The sequence below is a fragment of the Thauera sp. K11 genome, from assembly GCF_002354895.1.
GTDB lineage: Bacteria > Pseudomonadota > Gammaproteobacteria > Burkholderiales > Rhodocyclaceae > Thauera > Thauera sinica.
The window spans coordinates 5,032,300-5,043,870 of sequence record NZ_CP023439.1 but is presented as its reverse complement, the minus strand read 5'-3'; the positions used below and the strand labels follow the sequence as shown (position 1 = coordinate 5,043,870).

Annotated in this window: 10 protein-coding genes; 5 read left to right on the top strand and 5 right to left on the bottom strand. The window is 70.6% G+C overall.

The genetic code is table 11. The features are described 5' to 3' along the window. Window positions 1-74 precede the first annotated feature (74 nt). From rfaE1 to msbA, 3 genes are read left to right on the top strand one after another with little or no spacing between them, the layout of a single operon-like run. Window positions 75-1,430 carry a D-glycero-beta-D-manno-heptose-7-phosphate kinase gene (gene rfaE1 / locus CCZ27_RS22030; RefSeq protein WP_096451838.1) on the top strand — a complete coding sequence of 452 codons (1,356 nt, stop codon included), beginning with the start codon at window positions 75-77 and terminating at the stop codon, window positions 1,428-1,430. Then, window positions 1,427-2,092: a fused DSP-PTPase phosphatase/NAD kinase-like protein gene (locus tag CCZ27_RS22025; RefSeq protein ID WP_096451836.1), complete on the top strand. Its 666-nt coding sequence runs from the start codon at window positions 1,427-1,429 to the stop codon at window positions 2,090-2,092. Before rfaE1 ends, CCZ27_RS22025 begins: the two co-directional genes overlap by 4 nt. Further along, window positions 2,089-3,849, top strand: a complete 1,761-nt coding sequence (gene msbA / locus CCZ27_RS22020; RefSeq protein ID WP_096451834.1) for a lipid A export permease/ATP-binding protein MsbA — start codon at window positions 2,089-2,091, stop codon at window positions 3,847-3,849. Before CCZ27_RS22025 ends, msbA begins: the two co-directional genes overlap by 4 nt. Before the next feature lie 47 nt (window positions 3,850-3,896). Here msbA and CCZ27_RS22015 read toward each other — a convergent pair whose 3' ends face one another. From CCZ27_RS22015 to CCZ27_RS21995, 5 genes are read right to left on the bottom strand one after another with little or no spacing between them, the layout of a single operon-like run. Continuing rightward, a complete protein-coding gene (locus CCZ27_RS22015) occupies window positions 3,897-4,721 on the bottom strand; it encodes a polysaccharide pyruvyl transferase family protein (protein ID WP_096451832.1) in 825 nt (274 codons plus the stop codon). A 31-nt stretch (window positions 4,722-4,752) separates the two neighbouring features. Then, entirely contained in the window at window positions 4,753-5,415 is a 663-nt protein-coding gene (locus CCZ27_RS22010; protein ID WP_096451830.1) for a sulfotransferase family 2 domain-containing protein, read from the bottom strand. Further along, window positions 5,416-6,531 (bottom strand): glycosyltransferase, encoded by a 1,116-nt coding sequence (locus CCZ27_RS22005; protein WP_232516496.1) that lies wholly within the window; start codon window positions 6,529-6,531, stop codon window positions 5,416-5,418. After that, window positions 6,528-7,637, bottom strand: a complete 1,110-nt coding sequence (locus CCZ27_RS22000) for a glycosyltransferase (protein WP_096451828.1) — start codon at window positions 7,635-7,637, stop codon at window positions 6,528-6,530. Before CCZ27_RS22000 ends, CCZ27_RS22005 begins: the two co-directional genes overlap by 4 nt. Next, on the bottom strand, window positions 7,634-8,752 hold the full coding sequence (locus CCZ27_RS21995) for a glycosyltransferase (protein WP_232516495.1): 1,119 nt from the start codon (window positions 8,750-8,752) through the stop codon (window positions 7,634-7,636). The genes CCZ27_RS22000 and CCZ27_RS21995 overlap by 4 nt, the downstream gene beginning before the upstream one ends. 157 nt (window positions 8,753-8,909) lie before the next feature. Here CCZ27_RS21995 and CCZ27_RS21990 point away from each other — a divergent pair, with 157 nt between their 5' ends. Both CCZ27_RS21990 and CCZ27_RS21985 read left to right on the top strand, forming a co-directional pair. Next, complete coding sequence (locus CCZ27_RS21990; protein ID WP_096451826.1) at window positions 8,910-10,454, top strand: hypothetical protein; 1,545 nt, start codon at window positions 8,910-8,912, stop codon at window positions 10,452-10,454. A 22-nt stretch (window positions 10,455-10,476) separates the two neighbouring features. Beyond that, the gene (locus CCZ27_RS21985; protein WP_096451824.1) at window positions 10,477-11,571 is read left to right on the top strand and encodes a glycosyltransferase family 4 protein; all 1,095 of its coding nucleotides are present in this window, start codon (window positions 10,477-10,479) and stop codon (window positions 11,569-11,571) included.

The following is an 11,571-nucleotide window of genomic DNA, read 5'->3' as shown; positions in this document are numbered from 1 at the left end:
GCGTGCCGGGCCGGCGCGGCGCCGATCCATGGGATAATCCGCCGGTTTTTCCGACACGGCCCTCTTCCGCCTCCATGCTGCTTCCCCTCCCGGATTTCTCCGGCAGCCGCGTGCTCGTCGCCGGCGACGTCATGCTCGACCGCTACTGGCACGGCGCCACCTCGCGCATCTCGCCCGAGGCCCCGGTACCGGTGGTGCGCGTGGGCGAGGACGAGGTACGCGCCGGCGGCGCGGGCAACGTGGCGCTGAACGCCATCGCGCTGGGTGCGCGGACCGCCGTGGCCGGGCTGGTCGGCGAGGACGAGGCCGGCCGCCTGCTGGCGGCGCGGCTGCAGGCACGGGGCGTGCGCTGCCGCCTGCAGGCGGTGTCGGATGCGCCGACCATCACCAAGCTGCGCGTGATCAGCCGCCACCAGCAACTGATCCGCCTCGATTTCGAGCAGACTTTCGCGGCGCAGCATGCCGGGCTGATGGAAGCCGCCGTCGGCGAACTGGTCGCCGACGCCGACGTGCTGATCCTGTCCGACTACGCCAAGGGCACGCTCGCGGACGTGCAGGCGCTGATATCCCTGGCCCGCGCGCAGGGGGTGCCGGTGGTGGTCGACCCCAAGGGCGCGGACTTCGACCGCTACCGCGGCGCCACCGTCGTGAAGCCCAATCTCGCCGAGTTCGAGGCCGTCGTCGGCCCCTGCGCGGACGACGCCACGCTGATCGCGCGCGGCGAGGCCCTGCGCGCCGGGCTGGAACTCGAAGCCCTGCTGGTCACCCGCGGCGAGCGCGGCATGACGCTGCTGCGGCGCGGCGCGGCACCTTTCCAGTTGCCGACGCGCGCACGTGAGGTGTTCGACGTCACCGGCGCCGGCGACACGGTATCGGCCGCACTCGGCTGCGGCATCGCCGCCGGCCTGTCGCTGGCCGACGCCACCGTGCTGGCCAACCTGGCCGCGGGCATCGTCGTCGGCAAGCTGGGCACGGCCACCGCCACGGTGGACGAGTTGCGCGCCGAGATGGAGCGCCACGCGCCGCTGCAGCAGGGGATGGTCGCCGCGGACGCGATCGCGGCCGTGTGCGAGCGCGCGCGGGCCGCCGGCGAAACGGTGGTTGCCGCCCTCGCCCCCGGCGGCATGGACGCCGCGGCGCTGGCCTTCCTCGCCGCCGCGCGCACGCTCGGCGACCGTCTGCTGGTGATCGCACCGTCGGCCGACGGCGGCGCGCCGCATGCGCAGATCCCGCTGCTGGCCGCGCTGCGCGCGGTGGACTGGGTGGTGCCGGCAGCGGCGGCGGACATCGACGCCCTGGTCGACGCGGTTTCCCCCGATGCCTTCGCCTGCCGCGCCGGCCAGCCCGCCGGCATCGCCGAAGCCACGCTTGCGCGGCTGGCCGCGGTACACGCCATTCCGGCCGCCCGTGGCGGGGCAGGCCGGGCATGAAGCCGCACGCCCTGGAGAGCTGCCGCGGCCGCCTGAAAGCCTGGCTCAACATGCACCTGGTCGACCACGGCCTCGTGCGCTCGATCTACAACAACTTCTACCACCTGGGCGGCGGCATGTACCGCTCCAGCCAGCCCAGCCCGGCGCAGATCCGCCGCTATCACCGGCGCTACGGGCTGAAGACCATCCTCAACCTGCGCGGCGAGAGCCCCTACGGCTCCTACCCGCTGGAGCGGGAAGCGTGCGCCGAACTGGGCATCGAACTCGTCGACCTCACGCTGTTCTCGCGCGCGCCGCCCAGCCGCGCGCGCATCCACGCGCTGAAGGACACGTTCGAGCGCATCGGGTATCCCGCGCTGATGCACTGCAAGTCGGGCGCCGACCGCGCCGGCATGGCGGCGGCGCTGTACCGCATCCTTCACCTGGGCCACCCGGTGGAGGACGCGATGGCGGAGCTGCACTGGAAGTACGGCCACTTCAAGCGCGCGCGCACCGGCGTGCAGGACTTCTTCCTCGCCAGCTACCTCGCCCATGCGCGGCAGACGCCGATCGGCTTCATGGAATGGGTCGACACCGTCTATGACGAGCGCGCGCTGAAGACGCAGTTCCGCGCGGACGGCTGGTCCAGCCTGCTCGTCGACAAGGTGCTGCACCGGGAATGAAAGCCTCCCTCCTGCTCTACCGCCGCCTGCTCGGCTCGCTCAAGCCCTACCGCAAGGTCGTCGCGCTGTCTTTGCTGGCGATGATCGCGGCCGCGTCGCTGGAGCCGGTGCTGCCGGCGCTGCTGAAGCCGCTGGTGGACGAGAGCCTCATCGGCAAGAGCGCCACCGCGCAGTGGCAGGTGCCGCTGTTCCTGATGCTGGCCTTCCTCGGCAAGGGCATCGCGGAATACGTTTCCAGCGTGTCCAGCCAGTGGATCGCGAACAAGGCCATCACCGACCTGCGCCAGCAGGTGTTCCGCCACCAGATGCACCTGCCGATGTCGGTGCACCAGACCGAGGCCGGCGGGCGCATGCTGTCGCGCATCCTGTACGACATCCCGCAGGTCGGCTCGGCGCTGTCCAATGCGTGGATCATCGTCATCCGCGATTCGCTGGTCATCGTCGGCCTCACCGCCTACCTGGTGTGGACGGCCTGGCAGCTCACGTTGCTGATCCTCGCCATCGCGCCGGCGGTGGCCTGGCTGATCAAGGCCGCCGGCCGCAAGCTGCGCGGCTCCAACCGCGCGATGCAGGAGACCACCGGGCGCATGACGGGCGCGGTGGAGGAATCGCTCGCCGGCATCCGCGAGATCAAGCTGTTCGGCGGGCACGCGCATGAAGACCGCAATTTCGCGGCCATCTCCGAGCGCCTGCGGCAGCAGACGATGCGCACCGTGCGCGTGTCGGCGGCCAACGTGCCACTGGTGCAGATCCTCGCCGCGGCGGCGGTGTCGGCGGTGATCTGGACGGCCTCGGCGCTGTCGGCGCAGGACAAGCTGACGCCGGGCGAGTTCGTGTCCTTCGTCACCGCGATGTCGATGCTGTTCGAGCCCATCCGCCGCCTCACCAACATCAACTCGGTGATCCAGCGCGGGCTGGCCGGCGCGCAGAGCATCTTCGAACTGCTCGACACCGCGCCCGAGCCCGACACCGCATCCGCCGAGCGGCCGCCGGCGCGCGGCGAACTGCGCTTCGAAGCGCTTGCGTTCAGCTATCCGGGCCAGGACGGCAGGGCGCTCGACGGCTTCGACCTGGTGATCCGTCCGGGCGAGACGGTGGCGCTGGTGGGCGCCTCGGGCAGCGGCAAGACCACGCTGGTGAATCTCATCACCCGCTTCTTCGAGCCCACGCAAGGGCGCATCCTGCTCGACGGCGAACCCCTCGCGGCGCTGCCGCTGGGCTGGCTGCGCGGCCAGATCGGCTGGGTCGGCCAGCAGGTGGTGCTGTTCGACGACTCCCTGGCGGCCAACATCGCCTACGGCCGGCCCGACGTGCCGCCGGCCGACATCGAACGCGCCGCCCGCGCCGCGCACGCCTGGGAGTTCATCGACAAGCTGCCCGAGGGCCTGCAGACCCGCGTCGGCCCCAACGGCAGCCAGCTTTCCGGCGGCCAGCGCCAGCGCATCGCGATCGCCCGCGCCTTTCTCAAGGACGCTCCCATCCTGCTGCTGGACGAGGCCACCTCGGCGCTCGACAACGAATCCGAGCGCGCGGTGAAGGACGCGCTCGACACGCTGCGGGAGAACCGCACGGTGATCGTCGTCGCCCACCGCCTGTCGACGATCCGCGACGCCGACCGCATCGTCGTCATGGAGCGCGGGCGCATCGTCGAGATCGGCACGCATGCGGAACTGGCCGCGGCGGACGGCACCTACGCGCGGCTGCTGGCGAGCGGCAGCGAGATCGCTGTGGATGCCGCCGGGAAGACGGAGCCTTGAGGGCGTAGCCGCCGACGGCCCGGACTGCGCCGGCGCGGCAAGGCGGGTCAGCCGGAAAGGCCGGCGCCTGGAAAAGGGCAGGCATCGAGCAGGCGTCCGGCCTCGAATCGCAACTCCTGATATTCGGCGCGGGAGCAGAGCGTGTCGACGCGGGTCGCCTCATCGAGCAGCAGCGCGGTCTTGTCGATCCCCACGCCCGCGAAGTAGTCGCCGAACTTGAAGTCGCCGCCCACGACCTGGTCCGAAATCTTCAGCCAGACGGACGGGACCCGGTAGCAGTCGGCCGCGATCAGGCCGTGCAGGGAGCTGGAAGCGATCGCCTCGCACGAGGTGAGCTGGCGGACGAACGCCTCGATCCCCGCATTCACGTCGATGACGAGCACTTCATCCGACGCCAGCCTTTGCACCACCGGCGCGAGCCTGTCCACGTAATGGGGAATGAGGCCGAGCCGATAGCGCTTGCCCGAAGCAGGCGGGATGAAGCGGTCCACCAGGAGCGCCGGATCGCCATAGACCGCCGGGACCTTGACACCGAAGGACTCCAGCTTCTCCCGCGTCCGCGGCCCGCGGACCGCGTACACCCGTGCCGGCAAGGTACGCATCCGGGACGTGGCAGCCTTGAAACCCGAGCCCCACACATGAAGGTTGCGCGTCGAGCTGCCGTCGAGGACGCTGCCGATCGCGCTATAGACGCGCGGGAAGCCGATGTTGGCGACGCTGCGGAAATGAACGACGCCGCGCCCCGACAATTTCGGCAGCAAGTAGGCGTTCAGTGCATCGCCCCAGTTGGATTTCGTTTCTTCCGATCGCGAATAGCGAACGACCAGATCACCCGACAACGCGGCGCGCAAATTCCCGAACACGTTCAGCACCCTGCTCTCTCCTCTTCCGCGCTGTCGCGCATCAGGGCTGGTCGAACCGATAGCCGAAGATCCGGATGTCCGGCTCGAAGTGCTTTGCCACCATCTCCGCCAGTTCGTCGGTGTAGTAGCTGCGGTAGTCCTTCTTGCGGTCGGTGGCCTGGCGCTTGTGCAGCAGCGTGGGCGGGGTGATGCCGATGCGGCGGCAGGCTTCGTCGAAGTCTTCGGCCAGGTTTTCGTAGCGGCCCATGAAATCCACCAGCACCTTGCCGTGCAGGTCGATCACGTAGTCGCTCTGCAGTTCGATGCTGGTGTCGACGTGGAACTGGTAGGGCCGCCCGGGATCGAGCTTCCAGCGGATGAACTCGTCGAAGGTGTCGATGTGGCTCATCAGGTGCGGCCGCTCGCGCCGGATGTGGTGGAAGGAGCTGACCTGCAGGTCCCACGGGTTGCGCACGAAGACGAACTTGAACAGCTTGTCGAAGGTCTCGGCCGGCAGCATCTCCCTGGCGGCGATGATCTTCGAGTGGCGCGGAAACTTGATGCCCAGCCGGTGGCCGGACAGCGCCGACAGCCGCGAACACAGGAACTGCACCGGATACCAGGGGTCGCGCAGGCGCAGCGGGCGCAGCGAATCGCGCACCGAAGTGCCGCCGGTCTTGGCGATGTGGACGAAGAGGAAGTTGTATTTCAGGGACAGCAGCATTCAGTCGGCTCCGTTAAGCTCAAGCGCAGCGAGATAGCCCTGGACGGACGCATCGCGGTGGTAGGCGGCCACGGCACGCTTCAGGTCGTCGGCCGGCAGCGGCGCAGCCAGCGTGCGCAGCATCGCATCGCCCAGCGCCTCGGCGTCGCCCACCGGCACCAGCGGCCCGTAGCGCCCGCCGTCCAGCACTTCGCGCGGGCCGCTCGGGCAATCGGTCGCCACGCTGGGGGTGCCCAGCGCCAGGGCCTCGGTCAGCACGTTGGGCGAACCTTCCCACGCCGAACTGAGCACGAACAGGTCGGCCCGTGCCATCCAGGCATAGGGATTGGGCGTGAAACCCGGCAGCGCCACGTCGCCGGCCACCCCGAGTTCCGCCGCGAGGGCCTCGAGGCGCGCGCGATGGCGGCCCTCGCCGAGGATCACCAGCCGCGCCGGCCGCTGCCGGCGCAGCTTCGCGAAGGCGCGCACCAGGGTGGGGAAGTCCTTCTGCTCGGTGAGGCGGCCGGCGCCGAGGACGATGGGCAGCGCATGATCGGCAAACCACGGATGATCGACCGGCCAGGCGGCGAGTTCGCCCAGCCGCGGCGTCACCACCGGGTTGCGGATCACCTGCAGCCGCGCGCGCGGCAGGCCGGTGAGCCGGGCGGTATCTTCCAGCACGCCTTCGGACACGCACACCACGCGCTCCACCGGCGCATAGATCAGCCGCATCGGCGCCACCCGCAGCCAGCGCGCGAAGTTCGAGCGCCCCTCCAGCGCCGCCGACAGGTTGGTGCCCAGCCGCCCGACGATGCGTACCCGACTGCCGGCCAGCCAGCGCGCCAGCACCGCGGCGCGGATGGCGCGGTCCTTGGCCGCGAGCAGCGCATCGGGCCGCACCCGGCGCAGGTAGCGTGCCAGCGGCCATATCGCCATGCCGCTGTGGCGCACGCCGAGGTCGATCAGCGTCACGCCCGCCGGCAGGGCGCCGAGATGGGCGCTGTCGGCGCGGATCGCCAGCAGGTCCACCGCCACGCCGCGCGCCGCGAAGCCTTCGACGAGGTTGAGCACCATGCGCTCCACCCCGCCTTCGCCGGAGAAGGAGATCAGCACCGCGAGCCGCGGCGGCGTATTCACGGGAACTCCCGGAAGCCGAGCGCAGCGAGATAGGCGCGGGCGCTGCCTTCGTCGGTGTAGCCCTGCACCGCGGCGCGCGATCGTTCCGCCGGCGTCGGCACGTCGAGTTGGCGGCGCAGCGCGAGTGCCAGCGCATCGGCGTCGCCCACCGGCACCAGCGGGCCGTGGCGCCCGCCGTCCAGCACCTCGCGCGGGCCGCTCGGGCAGTCGCAGGCGACGCTGGGCGTGCCCAGCGCCAGCGCCTCGATCAGCACCACCGGCATGCCCTCCCAGCGCGAGGCGAGCGCGAACACCGCGGCGTGCGCCATGTAGGGATAGGGATTGGTGCAGAAACCGGGCAGCGCGACGTCCTGCGCCACGCCCAGTTCGGCCGCGAGGCGCTCGAGTTCGCCGCGGCGCCGGCCTTCGCCGAGGATCAGCAGCCGGCAGTCCAGGCCGGCGCGCAGTTTCGCGAACGCGCGCAGCAGCGTGGCGAAGTCCTTGCGTTCCGACAGTTCGCCGACGCCGAGCACCACCGGCGGCTGGCCGGCGGCGAACCAGGGATGATCCAGCGCCTCCTGCGCCCTGGCGCGCATCCGGCCGGTGACGATGGGGCTGGGCACCACGTGGATGCGCTCGCGCGGCAGGCCGGCATAGGCGGCGAGGTCGTCGGCCGCGCCGGCGGACGGCACCAGCACCGCGTCCGCCAGCGGGTAGATCCAGCGCATCGACGCCCGCTGCACGAAGCGCTCGAAGGCGCCGCGGCTGGCGAGGTTGACCGACACCGTGGTGCCCAGCCGCACGCCGACGCGGGTCGGCACCCGCGCCAGCAGGCGGGCGAACAGCGCCGCGCGGTTGACCCGGTCCTTGTCGCACAGCAGGGCCTCGGGGCGTTCGCGGCGCAGGTAGCGGACCAGCGCCGGAATCGCCGGATTCACGTGGCGCGCGCCGAGCGGCAGATGCCGCACCCCGTCGGGCAGCGTGTCGAACGTCGGCCCGTGCCCTTCCACGCCGAGCACGTCGACCCGCAGCCCGAGCCGCGCGATCGCCGGCACGAGGTTGCCCAGCACGCGATCGACGCCGCTGTGGCCGGAAGTGGCCGCGAACACGGCCAGATCGGTGCTCACGCGCGAACGCCCTCTTCGCCGAGCAGGCGCTGGAACAGGGCGTGGTAGCGCGCGGCGCAGGTTTCGACGGTGTATTCCTGCACCGCGGCGCGGCGCGGCGACGCATCGCCGGGCTCGTCGAGCACGTGCCGGATGGCGGCGGCCAGCGCCGGCACGTCGTCCACCGGCACCAGCGGCGCCACCTCGCCTCCGCGCAGGATCTCGCGCGGGCCGCTGGGGCAGTCGGCAGCGACGACCGGCACGCCGAGCGCCAGCGCCTCGGTCAGGGCGTTCGGAGACCCCTCCCAGCGCGAAGCGAGCACGAAAAGGCCGGCCCGGGCCAGATAGCGGTAGGGATTCGGGTCGAAACCGGGCAATGCGAAGTCATCGGCGACGCCCAGGCGCCCGGCCTGCTGCTGCAGGGCTTCGCGAAGGCGCCCCTCCCCGAGGATCAGCAGCCGGCAGGGGCGGATGGCGCGCACGCGGGCGAACGCCTCCAGCAAGGTATCGAAACCCTTTTGCGTGCGCAGGCCGCCCAGGCCGCAGATCACCGGCGGCGAGCCTGCGGCGAACCACGGATGCACCAGCGGTTCGGCCGCCTGGACGGCGAGCGCGGAGGTCACGACGGGGTTGCGGATCAGGTGCAGGCGCGAGGCGCTCACATGCGCGACGGCGGCGATGTCGCGCACCACGCCTTCGGAATTGCCGACCACCGCATCGGCCGCGCCATAGATGGCGCGCAGTTGCCGATACGTCCGCCAGCGCTTGAAGGCGCTGCGCCCGGCCAGGCGTTCGGACACCGTCGTTCCGGGGCGCATGACCAGCCTGAACGGCACGCCGGACAGCCTCCTCGCCAGCACGGCGGCACGCCCGGCCCTGTCCTTGCCGCACAGGACGAAGTCGGGGCGGGCCTGCCGCAGGTAGCGCAGCATGGAGGGCTGCACGCCGAACACGCCCGATCGCCCCGTCTCGATCAGACGCACGCCGGCGTCGAGCTGGCCGAGGTAGGGTTCCTCGCGCGAACGCGTGAGGAAATCGACCTCCACGCCACGCCGGACGAGACCACCAGCGAGATTGACCAGCATGCGCTCGACGCCACCATCGCCAAAGGACGGCATGAAGATGGCAAGACGCATGCAACCACTCCGGATCAAAGCCCGGAGTATAGCCGAAGGGCCGCGGCCACCCGATACACCCGCCGCCGCGTATAATCGCAAGCCGATCACGCCAGCGCCCCAAGTCAATCCATCGCCCGCCCTCGCCCTTGCGCCGGCACGCCAAGGCGAGCAAGACATGATTCCATCCCAGACCGACAGGGCATCCATCCACCCCGCCACGACACCGGCCCATGCCGCCCTGCGCTGGGCCGCCACGCTGACCGGCACGCGCGTTCTCACGGCGCTGGTCATCCTGGTCGCGATGGCGCTGCTCGCGGCGATGGGCGAGGTCATCAACCGCGATGGCACCCTCTTCGTCCGTACGGCCGAGGCCTTCCTGGACGGCGGACTCGACGCCGCGCTGGAACTCTACCCGTGGCCCGCCTATTCGGTGCTGTTCGCGCTCGTGTCCCGGTTCACGGGGCTGGCGCTGGAAGATGCCGCGCACCTGGTCAACGCCGGCCTGTGGGTGCTGCTGGCGGACGCCTTCATCCGCCTGCATGCGCGCCTGGAGCCGGATACCGGCAAACCCTGGGTCGCCGCGCTGGTTTTCCTGTCCTTCCCGAAGCTCGCCCACGGCCTGGAGATCTACCGCGACTGGGGCTACATCGCCTTCGCCCTGTTCGCCATCGTGCCGCTGTGCCGCTTCTGGCAGGAAGAGCGCGGCCGGGTCGGCGACGCGCTGCTGTGGCAGGCGGGCGCGACGATGGCGACGCTATTCCGCGTCGAGGGCGCGGTGCTGCTGGCGCTGGCGCCGCTCGCGTTGCTGCTGCAGGACAGGCCATGGCGGGAGCGGCTGCGCAGGGCCTCTCTGGTCGGAGCCTGTGCCGTGCCCGCGCTGGTGGCGGTACTGGCCTTCGTGCTGGCCAGCGATACCCCGGTGGGACGGCTGCATGAACTGCTCGTCTATGGAAATCCCGCCGAGGTCTTTACCGCCTTCGATGAGGTCGCACGGCAGATCGGCGACGTGCTCGACAAGTACAGCAGGGATTTCGCCCATCCCATGCTGGCCAGCGGCATCGTCACGATGTCGGTATGGATGGCGCTGAAGAATCTCGGCGTTTTCCTGGTGCTGCTGACGGCCTACGGCCTTCACCGCTTCGGACTGCCGCGCCGTGCCGGCTATGGGCTGATCTATTCCCTGCTCGGAATCGTCGCCCTGACCCTGATCGTCTTCTTTGCCAAGCAGTTGACCCTGGTCGGGCGCTACGCGGTGCTCGCCTCCTGTCTGATCCTGATCATCACCAGCGCGCTGGCGGCACGACTGCTGGACCGTCGCCGGACCGCCGGCCGCCGCGGGCGATGGGTCCGCACGCTTGCGCTCGCGGGGCTGGTGATCGGCGGCCTGATCAACACCATCTCGGTGCAGCCGGACTACAAGATCTACATCCGCGACGCCGGCCAGTGGCTCGGCCGCAATGTCCCGGCCGACGTCCCGATCGCCACCAACGACACGGTCATCAATTACTATGCCGGCCGGCCGCTGGGCGCCCAGTTCTCCAATCTGGACCAGTTGCGCGCCCATCTCGCGCACGCCATGCCGCCGTACTATGTGGCGCTCCGCCTCGACGATCACGAGGCCGGCGCGGCGCGCGCGCTCTTCTCCGGTGCGCCGGTCATGGAGTACCACAGTCCGCAAGCCAGGGAGACCCTGTTGATCTTCTACCTGCAGCAGCGTTGAACGAGACTCGCCCGAGAGCAGCATGCATCCCCAGTCCCCGCAAGCACTTGTCTATGTCGGCCGCAGCCGGCTGCATCGCAATCGTGCCAACTTGATCCAGGCGTTGCACGTGGCCGAAGGCTTCCGGAACATCGGCCTGCCGATGCGCATGTACCTGCCGCCGGCCGAGGGCTGCGACGTGCGCCGGGTGCTGGAAGACTTCGGTGTGAGCCCGGACCTCGACATCCGGCCGACGCAGTGGCTGCACACCCGATTCCGGCTGTGGCCCTTCTTCCTGCGCTTCCGGCGCGAGCTGCGCGCCGCGCGCTCGGTGTTTACGCCGCTGCCCCAGGTCAGCGGCATCCTGGCCGCGCTCGGCATTCCGCACGTGCTCGAGATCCACGACGCCGAACGCGATCTCATCGCCAAGGGCATGCTCGACACCGTGATCTCCGCGCACCGCAAGGGCGTGCTGACCCGCCTGCTGCCGGTAAGCAGGGGAGCGGAACGCTTGCTGCTCGATTCCGGCGCCGATCCCGCGCGCGTCACGGTGGCGCCGAACGGCGTCGAACTGGGCGCCTATCAGGCGCTCCCGGCCTTCGACCCGGCACGTCTCGCGGCGCCGCGACTGGTCTACCTGGGCACACTCGAGCGCAAGCGCGGCATCGAAGTATTCGGCGCCGCCGCCGCGGCCGGGCTCGGCCAGGTCACGCTGATCGGCAACAAGGCGCCGGGATACACGCCGCCGCCGGGCGTCGTGGTGCTGCCTTTCGTGCCCCATCACGAAGTGCCCGGCTGGTACGGCAGGACCGACATCGTGCTGCTGCCCTACCCGAAGGACATCGCAACCGCCGATTCGATGAGCCCGATGAAGCTGTTCGAGGCGCTCGCCGCCGGCCGCCCCATCGTCGCCAGCAACCTGCCGGTGCTCCGCGAACTGCTGACCCACGAGGAAAACGCGCTGCTCGTCGACGCGGACGACGCCGACGCCTGGCTGGCCGCGATACGCCGGCTGCAGGCCGACCCCCGGCTGGCCGCGACACTGGCCGGCAACGCACGCGAGCTGGCGTCCCGGTTCACGTGGGAAAAGCGCGCCGCGGACATTGCGCGGGCCTGCGGCTGGCTGCCGGCCGCTTGA